Here is a 17,454-nt window from a genome sequence, read left to right on the forward strand (position 1 = left end):
CCGATAGCCGCCTTGTCACGGCCTGTTCGCAGCGCTTACTTTTGCCCCTCCTGACGCATTGTCGAGGGGGATTCCATGGCCGTGCGCGGCCGGCACCGCCGGTATCAGCCGAACAGGATCAACCGGGCCTCGCTCACCGTCACCGCCGGCGGCGCGGGCATGGCCCTCCCGCTCATGGGCACCGGAACGGCGCAGGCCGCCGACGTGGACACCTGGGAGAAGGTCGCCGCCTGCGAGTCGACCGACAACTGGGACATCAACACCGGCAACGGCTACTACGGGGGACTGCAGTTCAGCCAGTCCACCTGGGAGGCGTTCGGCGGCACCCGGTACGCGCCCCGAGCGGATCTGGCCACCAAGGACCAGCAGATCGCCGTAGCCGAAAAGGTCCTCGACGGACAGGGCCCCGGCGCCTGGCCGACCTGCTCGGTACGCGCCGGACTCACCCGCGACGGCGCCGACCCGGACATCCGCCCCGCCGCCGAGCGGACCCGGGGCGACGACCGCCGCACCTCCGTCGAGGACGTCCGCCCGGACACCACCCCCCAGGCCCGCGCCGGCCGCGCCGAGATGTACACCGTGGTCCGCGGCGACACCCTCTCCGGCATCGCCGAGCAGGAGCACGTCCGCGGCGGCTGGCAGGGGCTCTACGAGGCCAACAGATCCACCATCGGCGCCGACCCCGACCTCATCCTCCCGGGCCAGCGCCTCAAGCTCACCGGCGGAAGCACCGCATCGAGCCGTACGGCCAAGCCCTCCGCTCCCTCGCCGCAACCGTCCGGCAAGAAGACCGCCGCCCCCAAGCCCGAGAACAGCAAGAAGGCGGAGAACGACAAGAAGGCCGAGAGCAACAAGAACGCCCAGAACAAGAAGACCGAGAAGCGGACCCAGGAGCGCGCCGACCGCTCCGGTTCGGCCTCGTCCTCCTCCAACGGCGCCAAGCGCGTCGCCCCCGTCAGCGCCGGCCTCGGCACGCCGTACCACAAGGCCGGGTCCTCCTGGTCGAAGGGCTACCACACCGGCGTGGACTTCCCCGTCCCCACCGGCACGCCCGTGAAGTCGGTCGGCGCCGGCACCGTCGTCGCCGCGGGCTGGGAGGGGTCGTTCGGCTACCAGGTCGTGGTGCGGCACCCCGACGGCCGGTACAGCCAGTACGCCCATCTGTCCGCGATCTCCGTGAAGAACGGCCAGTCCGTCGGCGCGGGCCAGCGCATCGGGCGGTCAGGCTCCACGGGCAACAGTTCGGGCCCGCATCTGCACTTCGAGGTGCGGACGGGGCCCGGATTCGGGTCGGACGTCGACCCACTCGCCTACCTGCGCGCCGGCGGCGTCAACATCTGACGCGCACGGTCACGGTCTGAGCCGGCGGTCACGATCTGACGCGCGCGAGGTGCCGGTCGCCCGCCGGCAGCGGCACGTACGGGCCGCCGTAGAAGGACGCGTACGGCATGACCGGCACCGCCGACGGGTCCACCGCGTCCGGCCCGGCGGCCGCCGCGGGCACGGTGACCGGCGACGTGACGACCTCCGGCAGCGTCACGTCCTCCGGCACCTTCAGTTCCGCGAGCAGCAGCTCGGCGGCGGCATCCTCGGCGTCCCGAACCTCCCGCCCCGCAACCACCGGAACGGGCACCGCCCGGACAGCCTCCTCCCGCGCCAGCCGCTCCGTCGTCAGCAGGATCAGACCGCCCGCCGCCACCACCCCGCAGCTCAGCGCCAGCGCCGTGCCCGTCGCGCCGTACCGGATCGTCTCGCCGAACATCGTGATGCCGACCGCCGCCGCCACCACCGGGTTCACCACGGTGAGCGTCGCCAGCGGGGCCGCGAGGCCCGCGCCCTTGTAGGAGGCCTGGGACAGCAGCATGCCCGTCGTCGCCAGCACGCCGATCACCGCGAGGGACGGCAGGTCGCCCGCCGACACCCCGCCCGTCCAGTCCACCGCGACCGTCTTGGTGAAGACCGAGGACATGCCGAACGCGACTCCGGCGGCCGTCGCCAGCAGGATGCTGCGCACCGCCGGGTGCCGGTGCACCGCGCGCGCCGCGACCAGCAGCGCCACGACCGCCGCCGCCGTCACCACGGCCGCCGCGACCCGCTGCGGGCCGTCCAGCGACCGCGCGCCCGACGCGCCGACCAGCGCCAGCAGACCCGCGAGACCCGCCGTCGCCATGAGGGCGCCCCGCCAGGCGGTCGCGCCGGCCTTGCGGCCGACGAACAGCGCGGCCATCGGCAGCGCGAACACGATCGTGAGGGCGCCCAGCGGCTGGACCAGGCTCAGCGGGCCGTAGGCCAGCGCCACCACGTGAAGAAGCGCGCCCAGACCGTTCAGCGCGACCGCGGCCCACCAGGCCGGCCGGCGCAGCGGAGCGTACTGCCGCGCGCCGGTCGAGGAGAGCGCCACCTGCTCCTGCACGATCGCGCCCCCGGCGTACGCCACGGCGGACACGAACGAGAGGAGCACGGACAACGCGAGGGCGCTCATCGGCTGCTCCTCTGCGTGAGGCGGGGGCGATCTGCCCGGCGCGGCGAACGGTCGGCTTCCATGACCAACACCTTGCCGCGTCAGGGTGTTCCCCGTCGTCGTCCCTGAGCACCCAATGCGTCCTACTGCCGATGGAGTACGGGGACGCCCCTGTCATCCCCTGGGTGGGCGCCATGAGGCCGAGGCCCCTGACAACCACTCCTGAGGGACTTGGTACTCCTGTACGTCGTGGACCTCGACCCGCGCCTCACCGCCCTCCCTGCCCTCGGTGGCTTCTTCGCCCTGCGCGCGGGGGAGGACGCCGACCGTCACCTGCCTACGCTCGCCCAGGCATACGGCCCTCGCCGCCCCGACGTTCAACACGCCGCCGCGACCGACCCGCTGACCGTCCGCGTGCGCCGCGTCGCCGCCGCACTCCGCACCCAAGAGCCCCGCGTCGCCGCCTCCGTCGCGCATCAGGGTCTCGCCGCGCGCCTGTGGTCCATCGCCCTCGGCTGCGCCGCCCTCCACGGGGAAGTCCCCGACCTCGCCCCTGACACGCTGCACTGGAACCCCGAGAGCAGCGCCCCCGACGACCTTCACCTCCCCAAGGTCCGCCCGCTTCCCGGTGACGCGGCGACCCTCGCCGACGTCGTCCTGCACGGCCACCTCGAACCCCTCTCCGCCGCCCTCCGCGCCCGCCACCGTGTCGCGCCCGCCCTCCTGCGCGGCAACGCCGCCTCCGCCCTCGCCGCGGCCGCCCGCGAGATCACCCGCCACGCCCGCCCGACGCGCCGCCCGCGCCGCCCGCCTGGCCCGCGAACTCCTCGCCCACCCCGGCCTCTCCGGCGCGGGCGGCCTCACCGCCACGGGCTTCCGCCGCCGCAGCTGCTGCCTCTACTACCGCGTCCCCGGCGGAGGCGTCTGCGGCGACTGCTGCTTCGTACGTCCGCCCCGCTCTTCCCCGAGCGCCCCGACTGCGTGACGATGGGAGGGACGTCCGCGCAGACAGGGGGTTCAGGGTGCGAGTGGGACTGCTGACCCGGGAGTACCCCCCGGACGTCTACGGCGGCGCGGGGGTCCATGTGGAGTTCCTGGCCCGGGAACTGCGGTCCCTGGTGGACCTGGAGGTGCACTGCTGGGGCGAGGGCCGCGCCGACGGCGTGCTGCGCCACCGCTCCTGGTCCGCGCTCGACGGCGCCAACGACGCCCTGCGCACCTTCTCGACCGACCTCGCCATGGCCGCCGCCCTCGAAGGCCGCGAACTGGTCCACTCCCACACCTGGTACGCCAACCTCGGCGGCCACCTCGCCAAGCTCCTGTACGGGATCCCGCACGTGGTGACCGCGCACTCCCTGGAGCCGCTGCGCCCCTGGAAGGCCGAGCAGCTCGGCGGCGGGTACGCCCTCTCCAGCTGGGCGGAGCGCACCGCCTACGAGGCCGCCGACGCGGTGATCGCCGTGTCCGGCGCCATGCGCGACGACATCCTGGACTGTTACCCGGCCCTCGACCCGGCCAGGGTGCACGTCGTCCACAACGGCATCGACACCTCCCTCTACCGCCCCGACCCCGGCACCGACGCCCTGGACCGGATCGGACTCGACCGCACCCGGCCGTACGTGCTGTTCGTCGGCCGGATCACCCGGCAGAACGGCGTGCCGCATCTGCTGCGGGCGGCGCGCGGCATCGACCCGGCCGCGCAGGTGGTGCTGTGCGCGGGCGCACCGGACACCCCGGAGATCGACCGGGAGTTCCGTGAGCTGTACGAGGAGCTGAGCCGGGTCCGCGACGGCGTGCACTGGATCCCGCAGATGCTGCCCCGGCCCGAGGTGATCCAGCTGCTGACGCACGCGACGGTGTTCGCCTGCCCGTCGGTGTACGAGCCGCTCGGCATCGTCAACCTGGAGGCGATGGCGTGCGGCACCGCCGTGGTCGCCTCCCGCGTCGGAGGCATCCCGGAGGTCGTGGACCACGGCAGGACCGGGCTGCTGGTGGACGTGGACGACGACTTCGAGGCGGGGCTCACCCGGTCGCTGGACGCGGTGCTCGGCGCCCCGGACACCGCGCGGGCCATGGGCGAGGCGGGCAGGGAGCGCGCGGTCACCGAGTTCGGCTGGGACGCGGTGGCCCGCCGCACGGCCGGACTCTACGAGGAGATCCTCCGGCAGGCTTAGCCCGGCCCGTCCGGGGCAGTCATGGGAAAACTCGGCGTGAGGGGAGCGGCCATGCGTCGTGGTGGTCCGGCGGTCCTGGGAATCGTGCTGGCGGGCGGCGAGGGCAAGCGCCTGATGCCCCTCACGGCGGACCGCGCCAAACCGGCGGTCACCTTCGGCGGCACGTACCGCCTCGTCGACTTCGTGCTGTCCAACCTGGTGAACGGCGACATCCTGCGGATCTGCGTGCTCACGCAGTACAAGTCGCACTCGCTGGACCGGCACATCACCACCACCTGGCGGATGTCCAGCCTGCTCGGCAACTACGTCACCCCGGTCCCCGCCCAGCAGCGGCTCGGCCCCCGCTGGTACCTGGGCAGCGCCGACGCGATCCTCCAGTCGCTGAACCTGATCTACGACGAGCGCCCGGAGTACGTGGCGGTGTTCGGCGCCGACCACGTGTACCGCATGGACCCGCGCCAGATGCTCAGCCAGCACATCGAGAGCGGCGCCGGCGTCACCGTGGCCGGGATCAGGGTGCCGCGCACGGAGTCGTCCTCGTTCGGCGTGATCACCCCGGGCTCCGACGGGCTCACCGTGGAGCGCTTCCTGGAGAAGCCGGCCGACCCGCCCGGCCTCGCCGACGACCCCGACAGCGTGTTCGCCTCCATGGGCAACTACATCTTCACCACCAAGGCGCTCGTCGAGGCCCTCCAGCGGGACGCCGAGGACGAGAACTCGGTGCACGACATGGGCGGTTCGATCCTGCCGCAGCTCACCGAGCGGGGCGAGGCACACCTGTACGACTTCAGCACCAACCACGTGCCGGGGGAGACCAGCCGCGACCAGGGCTACTGGCGGGACGTCGGCACGCTCGACGCGTACTACGACGCGCACATGGACCTGATCGCCGAGCGCCCCGCGTTCAACCTCTACAACCGTCAGTGGCCCGTCTACACCCACTCCGGGCAGCTGTCGCCGGCCCGGTTCAACGCGGGCGGCATCGCCGGCGAGTCCATCATCAGCGCCGGCTGTCTGATCCGGGGCCAGGTGACGCGGTCCGTGCTGTCGCCGGGGGTGGTGGTCGACCCGGGTGCGGTGGTGCAGGGATCGGTGCTGCACGACAACGTGCACATCGGGCGGGGCGCGGTGGTGCGCGGGGCGGTGCTGGACAAGAACGTCGAGGTGCCGCCGGGCGCGACGATCGGCGTCAACCCGGAGCGGGACGCGGAGCTGTACACCGTCTCCAAGGGGGGCGTGATCGCCCTCGGGAAGGGGCAGTTGGTGCCGTAGCGGTTCTCGACGAGGCCCCGGTCGCGCGTGACGACCGGGGTCTTTGTCATGTCCCTGGACTCATGGCGGAATCCGTGCTGTTATGCCAAGTGCTGTTCTTTGACAACGTTGTACGGGACTGACAACGCACAGAACAGGACATGCGACACCTGAACAGCGAAGAGCCGTCACTTCCTCACCGACGGAGGATCCGTGCGCATCAGACGACTCAGGAACCGCTTCGCCCTCCTCCTGGCCACCGCGCTGGGCGTCACCGGACTCACCGCGACCGGGCCCGCCTCGGCCGCCGCCGAGGACGACCCCGTGGAGATCCACGGGCTGAAGGGCGAGTACTGGACCCACTCCGCCCCCGGCGCCTTCGACTTCCACGAACTCAAGGCCGTCGCCTTCGACCCGCAGCTCGACTTCGACAACCTGGAACCGCGCCTGAGTCTCACCACCGGCCAGGCCGACGACGTCAGCGTCCGCTGGACCGGCAAGATCGTGCCGGAGACCACCGGCGCCCACACCTTCTCGGTCAGCTCCGACAACGGCTTCCGGCTGTGGGTCGACGGCGCCCTCGTCATCGACCACTGGATCGACGACTGGGACAAGGAACAGACCTCCGAGCCGGTCCGGCTCACCGCCGGCCGCGCCCACGACATCAAGGTCGAGTACTTCGAGCACTACGGCGGCTCGAACTTCCACCTGCGCTGGACCCCGCCCGGCGGCGCCAAGGAAGCGGTGCCCCGGTCGGCGTTCCGCCTCCCGGACGGCTTCGACTACGACGGCGCCCTCGCCGCCACCGTCCTCGCCTCCGGACGCACGCTCAAGCTGGACTTCCCCAAGCCGCTCGCCGCACCGCCCGCCGGATTCACCGACCACGTCAACGCGGTGATCGGCGGCGCCCCGTGGCCGCTCACCTCGGCGAAACCCGACCCGGACGACCCGAGGGCGCTGCTCGTCACCCTCGCCGAACCGGTCGTCGGCAACAAGACCGGCACCGCCCGCGGCACCGCCGACATCCAGTACGACGGCCAGGGCGGCCTGAAGGCCACCGACGGCGACCCCGTGGACGCCTTCCTCAGCAGCGGCCCCAACCGCTCCACCCACGAGCTGCGCACCCCGTGGGCCGACGAGGTGGGTCCGGGCAACGCCCACCCCGAGTACCCGCGCCCCCAGCTCACCCGCTCCGAGTGGCGCAACCTCAACGGCCGCTGGCAGTTCGCCGCCGCCGAGGAGGACGAGCGCCCGCCCGTGGGCCGCACGCTGAAGGAACGCATCCTGGTGCCGTACCCGGTGGAGTCCCAGCTCTCCGGGATCCAGCGGCACGAGGACCGCATGTGGTACCGCCGCACCTTCACCGTCCCGCGCGACTGGCACATCGGCTCCGGCAAGCGGCTGCGCCTCAACTTCCAGGCGGTCGACTGGCGCGCCGAGGTCTACGTCAACGGCACCAAGGTCACCGCGCACGAGGGCGGCTACGACAAGTTCTCCGTCGACGTCACCGACGCGCTCAGGCGGAGCGGCCCGCAGGAGCTGATCGTCGGCGTCTACGACCCGACCGACGCCGCCGACGGCGAGAACCCGCCGATGGGCAAGCAGCGGCTCGACCCGAGCGGCATCTGGTACACGCCCAGCTCCGGCATCTGGCAGACGGTCTGGATGGAGCCCGTCGCCCGCGACCACGTCGACTCCCTCAAGCTGATCCCCGACGTCGCCGGCGAACGCCTCACCGTCGAGGCGAAGGGCGTCCGCGACGGTCTGCCGGTGACAGCCACCGCGTACGACGGACGGCGCAAGGTCGCCACCGCCACCGGCCGCACCGGACAGCCGCTCACGCTGAAGATCAGGAAGCCGCACCTGTGGTCGCCGGACGACCCCTTCCTGTACGACCTGAAGGTCGGCGTCGGCGACGACCGCGTGAACAGCTACTTCGGCATGCGCTCCATCGCCGTCGAGAAGATCGACGGGGTGCCGCGCACGGTCCTCAACGGCAAGCCCGTCTTCCTGATGGCCACCCTCGACCAAGGCTTCTGGCCCGACGGTCTGCACACCGCGCCCACCGACGAGGCCCTCGCCTACGACCTCAAGGCCCACAAGCGGCTCGGCTTCAACTCGGTCCGCAAGCACATCAAGGTCGAACCCGACCGCTGGTTCTACTGGGCCGACCGCCTCGGACTGCTCGTGTGGCAGGACATGCCCGCCATGCGGGACGCCCGCACCCCGGACGCCGAGGCCCGCGCCCGCTACGAGCGCGAGATGAAGGAGATGATCGACGAGCACATCAGCAGCCCGTCCGTCGTCATGTGGGTCACCTTCAACGAGGGCTGGGGCCAGTACGACGTCGGCCGGATCGCCGCGCAGGCCAAGTCCTGGGACCCGAGCCGGCTGGTGAACAACCAGTCCGGACTCAACCTGGGCGCCGACGGCGGCACCGGCGACATCATGGACGAGCACGGCTACCCGAGCCCCGCCCTGCCGCCCCGGCCGGACGGCGAACGTGCCCTGGTCAGCGGCGAGTACGGCGGCCTCGGCCTTGCGGTGCCGGGCCACGCCTGGCCCGTGCAGCAGTCGTACGTCGACGTCGACCCGGCGACCTACACCGACGACTACCTCACCAAGCTCGACGAGGTGCGGGCGCTGGCGTGCCGGGGCGGCAACGGCGCCGTCTACACCCAGATCTCCGACGTGGAGGGCGAGCTGAACGGTCTGCTCACCTACGACCGGCGGGTGATGAAGCCCGACGTGGAGCGGGTGCGGGCCGCGCAGCGGGACCTGATCCGGGACGCCTCCCGGGCCCGGCCCGCGGGCTGCCCGGCCACGGAGTGACGGCCCGCTGAGCGGGGACCCCCGCCCGTCCGGGCGGCAGGCGTCCGGGTGGCGTCCGTCACCCCGCCGGACGGCCGGGAGCCCCGCCGGCCCCGCACGACACGACGTCTTTCGCCCCTTTCGCCGTAGCAGCGGAAGGGGCGGAGACGTCACATGCTGTTAACTATGGGTAGCCAGATCGTACTTGACCGTAATCGGCCGGGAGCGATTGACTGCTGATCCGTTCCCGTCGTCGATGCGAGGCCCCCGCCCATGACCGCAGACCCGCTCGCCCCCCTCGACCTGGCGTTCTGGAACCTCGAGTCCGCCGGCCACCCCATGCACCTCGCGGCGCTCGGCGTCTTCACGGCCGGCTCGCCCTCCGCGGCCGCCCACGCCGCGGACCTGCTCGCCGCCCGGTCCGCCGCCGTGCCCGGGCTGCGCATGCGCATCCGCGACACCTGGCAGCCCCTCGGACTGCGGCGCTCGCTCTCCGCGCTGCGCCGCTCCTGGCCCGCCACCGGCGAACCCCTCACGGCCGCGCTGGGCCGCCCGCTCACCTCCGTCGTCCGCGGATCGCTCGCCTTCGGCGGCGCCGCCCGCGAGCCCGACCCCGGCTTCGACCCCCTCGACCATGTCCGGCTGCACGAACCGGTCGCCGACTTCCACGCCGCCGCGGGCGACCTCATGGGACGCCCCCTGGAGCGCACCCGTCCGCCGTGGGAGGCGCACGTGCTGCCGGAGGAGGGCGGGGCCAGGTTCGCCGTCCTGTTCAAGTTCCACCACGCCCTCGCCGACGGACTGCGCGCCCTCACCCTCGCCGCCGCGCTGATGGACCCGACGGACCTGCCGACGCCACGGCCGCGGCCCGCCGCCGAGCCGGCCCGCGGGGTCGTCCCGGACGTCCGCGAGGTGCCGGGCATGGTGCGCGACGCCCTCGCCGGGGCCGGCCGGGCCCTGGACATCGGCGCCGCCGTCGCCCGGTCCACCCTCGACATGCGCTCCTCGCCCGCCCTCACCTGCGCGCCCAGCGGCACCCGCCGCACCGCCGGCGTGGTCGTCGACCTCGACGACGTGCACCGCATCCGCAAGAGCGCCGGCGGCACCGTCAACGACGTCCTCATCGCGGTCGTCGCGGGCGCGCTGCGCCGCTGGCTCGACGAGCGCGGTGACGGCAGCGACGGCGTCGCCCCGCGCGCCCTCGTCCCCGTCTCCCGGCGCCGCCCCCGCACCGCCCACCCGCAGGGCAACCGGCTCTCCGGGTACTTGATACGGCTCCCGGTCGACGAGAAGGACCCGGTCACCCGGCTGACCCGGGTCCGCACCGCCATGGACCGCAACAAGGAGGCGGGCCCGCACCGCGGCGCGGGCGCGGTGGCGCTGCTCGCCGAGCACGTGCCGCCGCTCGGCCACCGGCTCGGCGGTCCGCTGCTCGGGCAGGCGGCCCGGCTCTGGTTCGACGTCCTGGTCACCAGCGTGCCGCTGCCCGGCTTCGGCCTGCGCCTCGGCGGCGACCCGCTCGGCGCCGTCTTCCCGCTCGCGCCGCTCGCCCCCGGCCACTCCCTCGCGGTCGCCGTCTCCACCTACCGGGGACGCGTCCACTACGGGCTGGTCGCCGACGGCGCGGCCGTCGAGGACCTCGGCCTGCTCGCCCGCGCGGTGACGGAGGAGGTGACGGCACTCACCGTGGCCTGCGATCACTGAGCGCGAGCGGTTTGGTGCTGCGGCCCGGCGCTCCGTAAAATCCCCCGTTCGACAGCGGACGCGAACGGAGCGCCGCGAGAACCGAAGCGGGAACGGCAGCGGCGATGACGGTGACACAGGACGGCCCCGGGACCACGGACGAGGTGGCGTACGGGCCGGGCATCGACCCGGAGCGGCTGGCCGTCTGCCTGAGCGTGCTCGAGGAGCTCGACAAGCTCGACGTGGACCACCCGGACGCGGTCAAGGTGCGCCGGGCCACCTCGCACATCTACCGCACGGTCAAGCAGCGCCGCCGCCAGGAGCGCCGGGCCGCCAAGACCGCCCACGACAAGGCGGTCACCGAGGCCACCGCCACCGGCTCCGCCGAGCGCATCGACGACGAGACCGAGGGCATCCTGCCCTCCTCCCGCGTCGAACCGGGCCGGATCGCGGGGATACTCCAGCGTCCCCGCTCCTGCTACGTCTGCAAGACGCGGTACGTCGAGGTCGACTACTTCTACCACCAGCTCTGCCCGAGGTGCGCCGACGAGAACCGGGCCCGCCGCGAGGCCCGCGCCGACCTCAGCGGCAAGCGGGCGCTGCTCACCGGCGGCCGCGCCAAGATCGGCATGTACATCGCGCTGCGGCTGCTGCGGGACGGCGCCCACACCACGATCACCACGCGCTTCCCGAAGGACGCCATCCGCCGCTTCAAGGCGATGGACGACTCCGGGGACTGGATGCACCGCCTGGAGGTCGTCGGCATCGACCTGCGCGACCCCGGCCAGGTCGTGGCGCTCGCCGACCAGGTCGCCGAGCAGGGCCCGCTGGACATCCTGATCAACAACGCCACCCAGACGGTGCGCCGCCTGCCCTCCGCCTACGCCGCGCTCGTCGAGGGCGAGAGCGCCCCGCTGCCGGCCGGCGAGCTTCCGGCCCACCACGTCATCGGCGCGTTCAACTCCGGTGCGGTGGACGGTCTGACCGCGCTGCCCGCCGGGACCAGCAACCTGGACGCACAGGCCGTGGCCGACCTCGCCCTGGTCGCCGGCAACGCCAGCGTGGAGCGGCACCGGGACGGCACCGCCATCGACGCGGGCGGCCTGCTGCCGGACGTCGTGGACTCCAACACCTGGGTGCAGACCATCGAGCAGATCTCCCCGGTGGAGCTCCTCGAGACCCAGCTCTGCAACTACACGGCGCCGTTCATCCTGATCAGCAAGTTGCGCCCGTCCATGGCCGAGGCGGCCCGCCGCTCGTCCTCGAACCGCGCCTACGTGGTCAACGTGTCCGCGATGGAGGGCGTGTTCGCCCGCGGCTACAAGGGCGCGGGGCACCCCAACACCAACGCGGCCAAGGCGGCCATGAACATGGTGACGCGGACCAGCGCCCAGGAGATGTTCGACTCCGACAAGATCCTCATGACCTCGGTCGACACCGGCTGGATCACCGACGAGCGCCCGCACTTCGACAAGCTGCGCCTCGCCGAGGAGGGCTTCCACGCCCCGCTCGACCTGGTCGACGGCGCGGCCCGCGTCTACGACCCGATCGTGCGCGGCGAGGCGGGCGAGGACCTGTACGGCGTCTTCCTGAAGGACTACGCGCCCGGCCGCTGGTGACCCGCGGCGGTACTGATGCCCGGCTGTCCGGACTTGTCCGGTACTTCAGGACGCGCGTACTCCGTTCGAGTGAGTTGCGGTGTGCATTCCATCACGACATGCTCGGACATAGCACCCGATGATGGGCGATCCGTCATGTGATTGTTACAGCCAGTTTGCAGCCCCATCGAGCAGGGGGCCGCTCATTTGGTTAATCTGGGTCGGACGGACAGCAGCAGCAAGGGTTCTACCCGCACCCACGATCCGTCATGGGACTGCCGGTTCACCATGGCCCGCTCTCCCTCGTACGACCGGCGCCACCGCGTCCGAACGGCATTGGACACAGACCCGCTCGGGCACCGGGCGCCGGCCGCAGGGCCGGCACGGTACGTCCTGAGGGTGACCGACACATAAGGAGTGCGCGGTGACACCGGAGCAGACGAAACTCGAACAGCGCCCCGACGAACGCACGGAGCGTCCCGGCCGCCGGCCGGAGAAACTGGGAAGCCTCGACGTGTGGGCCCGCTCGGCCCCCATCCGCCTCGCCGGGTACGAGGAGGACCTCGCGGAGCCGCACATCCTCCCCAGCGTCGACTGACGCGCGTCACCCCCGCACCCCCGCCCGCACCGGGCGTGCCAGACTCGCAACCATGCTGATCAGGGAAGCGAGCCCCGACGACTGGCCGCGCATCTGGCCGTTCTGGCACCGCATCGTCGCGGCGGGCGAGACCTACACCTGGGACCCGGGCACCTCCGAGGAGGACGCCCGGGCCCTGTGGATGAGCCCCGCGAAACGGGTGTACGTCGTCGAGGACGACGGGACCGTCGTGGCGTCCGCCTATCTCACCCCCAACTTCGGCGGCCCCGCCGCCCGCATCGCCAACGCGGGCTTCATGGTCGACCCCGACCGGGCGGGCCGGGGCATCGGACGGCTGCTGGCCGAGCATGTGCTGGCCGAGGCGCGTGACGCCGGGTACCGGGGCATGGTGTTCAACGCCGTCGTCGATACCAACCCCGCGGTGCGGCTGTGGAGTTCGCTCGGCTTCACCGTCCTGGGCACGGTCCCGGACGCCTTCGACCACCCCCGGCACGGCCGGGTGGGGCTGCACATCATGTACCGGCCGCTCTGACCTCGGGCGCGCTCAGGGCCGTACGTATGGCCGGGTCATGATCTCCATGTTGTGGCCGTCCGGGTCCTCGAAGTACGCGCCCTTGCCGCCGAACAGGCCGTTCACCCGCCCCGGCTGGGTGTGCCGCGGGTCGGCGTAGTACGTCACCCCCGCCTCCTCCAGGCGCGCGATCATGCCGTCGAACACCTCCTCGGGCACCAGGAACGCGTAGTGCTGGGACTGCACCGGCTCGTCGCGCTTCTCGTAGTAGTCAAGGGTCACGCCGTTGCCCAGGTCGACCGGCAGGAACGGCCCGAACGGCGCCCCCACCTCCAGACCCAGGACCCCGGCCAGGAACTCGGCGGAGCGTCTGCGGTCACGGGCGTGGACGGCGGTGTGGTTCAACTCGATGTGCGGTGCTGCGGACATGGTCGTCCCTCGTCTCAGAAGTCGGATCGTCGATCCCCGCCGGCGGAAGCACGGCGGGCGGAAGGAACGACCGACGACGGAGGCGCACGCGCCCGCCCCGGACTCACTCCGGAGCCGGGAACACCCTCTGCGTAAGGCCTACGGCCGACCCGGCAGTCACGCGTCCGACATTGGTTCGTGGGTGCGGGGCGGGGCAACGGGGTTCGCCGGAGGGTCGGTTGGCGCCCCTGGGCAAGGGGCCGTGCGCGCGAATGCGTGGTGCGAAGGAGCGACATCGCCTAGCATGGATAGTGCCACTACCCAACCATGGAGGCGAGACCACCGTGCCCACTCTTCCCTGGGTCACACCCAACCCGGCCCGGCCCGACACGCACGCCTTCGTCATGGCCTCCCGCTTCGAGGTGCGGTCGCTGAAGGACGTGCCCCGGTTCTTCCGGCAGTCCCTCGCCGCCTGGGGGCAGGTCAGGCAGGCGCCCGGGGCGCTCGGCGCGTCCCTGGTGGCCAGACCACTGCGCCGGACCTTCCTCACCCTGTCCGCGTGGGAGAGCCGCGAAGCCCTCTACACCTACGCCCGCACCGAGCCGCACAAGAGCGTCATGACCGGCCTGCGGGACACCATGCGTACGTCCACCTTCACCTTCTGGGAGGTCCCCGCCGCGGCGCTGCCCATCGACTGGGCGGAGGCCGAGCGCCGTCTCGAGGAGCAGGCCCGTGCCGACGCCGAGGGCCGCGGCACAGCGTCCGATGCCCGCTGACCTGCCCGTACGCGGGCTGATGCGGGAGGCGGTTCGAGGGGGGTGTGGGAGGGGAGTTGTACCCGGGGGTCCCGTCTCGCGGGCGGGGTTCCGTAGGGCAGCGAACCGGCCACAACCATGGAGCGCCGCATGCATGACGACCGCACCCTGGTCGAAGCCCGTCTGAGGCGGGTCCTCGACGAGCGCGTCCGACCCGCCGTGTACCCCGAGGCCGTGCCCTTGAAGGTGGCGGTGTGGCACGCGCCGGGGGAACCGGTCCCGGTCGCGGAGGGACTGGCCGCCGACGTCGAGCCGATCGCCGTGGGCTCCCGCTGGGGCGCGCCCTGGGGCACCAGCTGGTTCCGGGTGACCGGCACTGTCCCCCAGGAGTGGGCCGGCCGCACCGTCGAGGCGATCCTCGACCTCGGCTTCGACGAGAACATGCCCGGCTTCCAGTGCGAAGGGCTGGTCTACCGCCCCGACGGCACCCCCGTGAAGGGCCTCAACCCCCGCAACCAGTGGGTGCGGATCGGCGCTCCCGTCCAGGGCGGCGAGGAGGTGCGCCTGCACGTCGAGGCCGCCTCCAACCCCGTCATCATGGACTACCGCCCCTTCCGGCCCACCTCGCTCGGCGACCTGGCGACCGCGGGCAGCGACCCGCAGTACACCCTGACCCGCATGGACCTCGCCGTCCTCGACGAGACCGTGTGGCACCTGGTCACCGACCTCGAGGTGCTCGGCGAGCTGATGGCCGAGCTGCCCGTCGACTCGCCCCGCCGCTGGGAGATCCTCCGCGCCGTCGAGCGCGCCCTGGACGCGCTCGACCTCCAGGACGTCAACGGCACCGCCGAGCGGGCCCGTTCACGCCTCACCGACGTACTCGCCGCGCCGGCCGCGCCGTCCGCGCACCGCATCAGCGCCGTCGGGCACGCGCACATCGACTCGGCCTGGCTGTGGCCGCTGCGCGAGACGGTGCGCAAGGTCGCCCGCACCGCCGCCAACATGACCGCCCTCCTCGACGACGAGCCCGACTTCGTCTTCGCCATGTCGCAGGCCCAGCAGTGGGCGTGGGTGAAGGAGCACCGGCCCGAGGTGTGGGCGCGGGTGAAGAAGGCCGTGGCGGACGGCCGGTTCGTGCCGGCCGGCGGCATGTGGGTGGAGTCCGACACCAACATGCCCGGCTCCGAGGCCATGGCCCGGCAGTTCGTGCACGGGAAGCGGTTCTTCCTCGACGAGTTCGGCGTCGAGAACGACGAGGTCTGGCTGCCGGACACCTTCGGCTTCGCCGCCGGACTCCCGCAGATCATCAAGGCCGCGGGCTCCACGTACCTGCTCACGCAGAAGATCTCCTGGTCCCGCACCAACAGCTTCCCGCACCACACCTTCCGCTGGGAGGGCATCGACGGCACCCGGATCTTCACCCACTTCCCGCCCGTCGACACCTACAACTGCTCGATGCGCGGCGCCGAGATCGCCCACGCCGTCCGCAACTTCAAGGACAAGGGGACCGCCCGGCACTCCCTCGCGCCCACCGGCTGGGGCGACGGCGGCGGCGGCACCACCCGCGAGATGGTCGCCAAGGCCGCCCGGCTGCGCGACCTCGAAGGCTCGGCCAAGGTCACCTGGGAAACCCCGTCCGCCTTCTTCGCCAAGGCCGAGGCGGAGAACCCCGAACCGCCCGTCTGGGTCGGCGAGCTGTACCTCGAACTGCACCGCGCCACCCTCACCAGCCAGGCCGGCACCAAACAGGGCAACCGGCGCAGCGAGCACCTGCTGCGGGAGGCCGAGCTGTGGGCGGCCACGGCCGCCGTGCGCACCGGCTTCCCCTACCCGTACGCCGACCTGGACCGGATCTGGAAGACGGTGCTGCTGCACCAGTTCCACGACATCCTGCCCGGCTCCTCCATCGCCTGGGTGCACCGCGAGGCCCGCGCCACCTACGCCCGAGTCGCCGACGAGCTGAACGCGATCATCGACGCCGCCCAGCGCGCCCTGGCCGGCGAGGGCGGTGTGCGGCTGGTCTTCAACGCGGCCCCGCACACCCGCGCCGGCGTCCCGGCGGGCGGCGCGCGCCCGGCCGAGGTGTCCGGACGCACCACGCGCGCGGAGCGCCCCGACGGCGGACACGTCCTCGACAACGGCCTGCTGCGGATCGGCGTCGACGCGCGCGGCCTGGTCGACTCCGCCGTGGACCTCGCCGCCGGCCGCGAGACCATCGCCCCCGGCCGCACCGGCAACCTGCTCCAGCTGCACCAGGACCTGCCGAACATGTGGGACGCCTGGGACGTCGACGAGTTCTACCGCAACACCGTCGCCGACCTCACCGACGCGGACGAGGTCACCCCCGGCGACGACGGCGCCTCGGTGCGGATCGTCCGCACCTTCGGCGACTCCCGCGTCACCCAGGTGCTGTCCCTGCCGCCGGGGGAGAAGCGGCTGGTGGTGGACACCGAGGTCGACTGGCACGAGACGGAGAAGTTCCTCAAGCTCGCCTTCCCCCTCGACCTGCACGCCGACCGCTACGCCTCCGAGACGCAGTTCGGGCACTACTTCCGGCCCACCCACACCAACACCTCCTGGGAGGCCGCCAAGTTCGAGGCGTGCAACCACCGCTTCGTCCACCTCCAGGAACCCGACTGGGGCGTCGCGGTCGTCAACGACGGCACCTACGGCCACGACGTGACGCGCGCGGTGCGCACCGACGGCGACGGCGGCACGACCACCACGGTCCGCGTCTCCCTGCTACGCGCCCCCCGCTTCCCCGACCCCGAGACCGACCAGGGCGTCCACCGCTTCCGGCACGCCCTGGTGCCCGGCGCGACCGTCGGGGACGCGGTGCGCGAGGGCTGGCGGATCAACCTGCCCGAGCGGCGCCTCGACGGGGCTGGCGAGGTGGCGCCGCTGGTGACCGCCGACCGGGACTCCGTGGTGGTCACGGCGGTCAAGCTCGCCGACGACGGCAGCGGCGACGTGGTGGTCCGCTTCCACGAGGCGCACGGCGCCCGCGCCGACGCCACGCTCACGGCCGGCTTCCCGGTCGCCGGCGTGGAGGTGACCGACCTGCTGGAACGCCCCCTCGCGGACACGGCCCCGCCCGCCGTCGACGGCGGGCGGATCGCCGTACGGCTGCGGCCCTTCGAGCTGAGGACGCTGCGGCTGAAGCGGGCGTGACCGGGCGGCGGGGCCCCGGCCGCCGTAGCCGCC

At 72.7% G+C, this 17,454-nt stretch carries 12 protein-coding genes and 1 pseudogene; 11 read left to right on the plus strand and 2 right to left on the minus strand.

What is annotated here, in order from left to right; all coding sequences use genetic code 11:
* Positions 1 to 75: 75 nt before the first annotated feature.
* The gene (locus AY578_RS30175) at positions 76 to 1,341 is read left to right on the plus strand and encodes a transglycosylase family protein (protein WP_258906415.1); all 1,266 of its coding nucleotides are present in this window, start codon (positions 76 to 78) and stop codon (positions 1,339 to 1,341) included.
* A gap of 28 nt (positions 1,342 to 1,369) precedes the next feature.
* On the opposite strand, the gene AY578_RS30180 is transcribed toward AY578_RS30175, so the two are convergent.
* Positions 1,370 to 2,482 carry a DMT family transporter gene (locus AY578_RS30180; RefSeq protein WP_028959068.1) on the minus strand — a complete coding sequence of 371 codons (1,113 nt, stop codon included), beginning with the start codon at positions 2,480 to 2,482 and terminating at the stop codon, positions 1,370 to 1,372.
* 228 nt (positions 2,483 to 2,710) lie between these two features.
* On the opposite strand from AY578_RS30180, the pseudogene AY578_RS30185 reads away from it, so the two are divergent.
* From AY578_RS30185 to AY578_RS30220, 8 genes and pseudogenes are all read left to right on the plus strand, one after another.
* Positions 2,711 to 3,446 (plus strand): annotated as a pseudogene (locus AY578_RS30185) ((2Fe-2S)-binding protein).
* A 37-nt stretch (positions 3,447 to 3,483) separates the two neighbouring features.
* Entirely contained in the window at positions 3,484 to 4,635 is a 1,152-nt protein-coding gene (gene glgA / locus AY578_RS30190) for a glycogen synthase (RefSeq protein ID WP_161108789.1), read from the plus strand.
* Positions 4,636 to 4,686: 51 nt separating this feature from the next.
* Positions 4,687 to 5,907 (plus strand): glucose-1-phosphate adenylyltransferase, encoded by a 1,221-nt coding sequence (glgC, locus tag AY578_RS30195; RefSeq protein WP_026243299.1) that lies wholly within the window; start codon positions 4,687 to 4,689, stop codon positions 5,905 to 5,907.
* A 192-nt stretch (positions 5,908 to 6,099) separates the two neighbouring features.
* Positions 6,100 to 8,718 (plus strand): PA14 domain-containing protein, encoded by a 2,619-nt coding sequence (locus AY578_RS30200; RefSeq protein WP_258906419.1) that lies wholly within the window; start codon positions 6,100 to 6,102, stop codon positions 8,716 to 8,718.
* A gap of 252 nt (positions 8,719 to 8,970) precedes the next feature.
* Positions 8,971 to 10,401 (plus strand): wax ester/triacylglycerol synthase family O-acyltransferase, encoded by a 1,431-nt coding sequence (locus AY578_RS30205; protein WP_258906421.1) that lies wholly within the window; start codon positions 8,971 to 8,973, stop codon positions 10,399 to 10,401.
* A gap of 104 nt (positions 10,402 to 10,505) precedes the next feature.
* Positions 10,506 to 11,999 carry an SDR family NAD(P)-dependent oxidoreductase gene (locus AY578_RS30210; RefSeq protein WP_019521385.1) on the plus strand — a complete coding sequence of 498 codons (1,494 nt, stop codon included), beginning with the start codon at positions 10,506 to 10,508 and terminating at the stop codon, positions 11,997 to 11,999.
* 403 nt (positions 12,000 to 12,402) lie between these two features.
* Positions 12,403 to 12,576 (plus strand): hypothetical protein, encoded by a 174-nt coding sequence (locus AY578_RS30215; protein WP_019521384.1) that lies wholly within the window; start codon positions 12,403 to 12,405, stop codon positions 12,574 to 12,576.
* Positions 12,577 to 12,628: 52 nt separating this feature from the next.
* Positions 12,629 to 13,108 (plus strand): GNAT family N-acetyltransferase, encoded by a 480-nt coding sequence (locus AY578_RS30220; protein WP_337663102.1) that lies wholly within the window; start codon positions 12,629 to 12,631, stop codon positions 13,106 to 13,108.
* 12 nt (positions 13,109 to 13,120) lie between these two features.
* On the opposite strand, the gene AY578_RS30225 is transcribed toward AY578_RS30220, so the two are convergent.
* Positions 13,121 to 13,516 carry a VOC family protein gene (locus AY578_RS30225; protein ID WP_136238323.1) on the minus strand — a complete coding sequence of 132 codons (396 nt, stop codon included), beginning with the start codon at positions 13,514 to 13,516 and terminating at the stop codon, positions 13,121 to 13,123.
* A gap of 323 nt (positions 13,517 to 13,839) precedes the next feature.
* On the opposite strand from AY578_RS30225, the gene AY578_RS30230 reads away from it, so the two are divergent.
* Both AY578_RS30230 and AY578_RS30235 read left to right on the plus strand, forming a co-directional pair.
* Entirely contained in the window at positions 13,840 to 14,271 is a 432-nt protein-coding gene (locus tag AY578_RS30230; protein ID WP_019521381.1) for a DUF3291 domain-containing protein, read from the plus strand.
* A 129-nt stretch (positions 14,272 to 14,400) separates the two neighbouring features.
* Positions 14,401 to 17,421 (plus strand): alpha-mannosidase, encoded by a 3,021-nt coding sequence (locus AY578_RS30235; protein WP_136238322.1) that lies wholly within the window; start codon positions 14,401 to 14,403, stop codon positions 17,419 to 17,421.
* The last annotated feature ends 33 nt before the right edge of the window (positions 17,422 to 17,454 follow it).

The organism is Streptomyces thermocarboxydus (assembly GCF_024760485.1).
Classification (GTDB): Bacteria; Actinomycetota; Actinomycetes; order Streptomycetales; family Streptomycetaceae; genus Streptomyces; species Streptomyces cellulosae.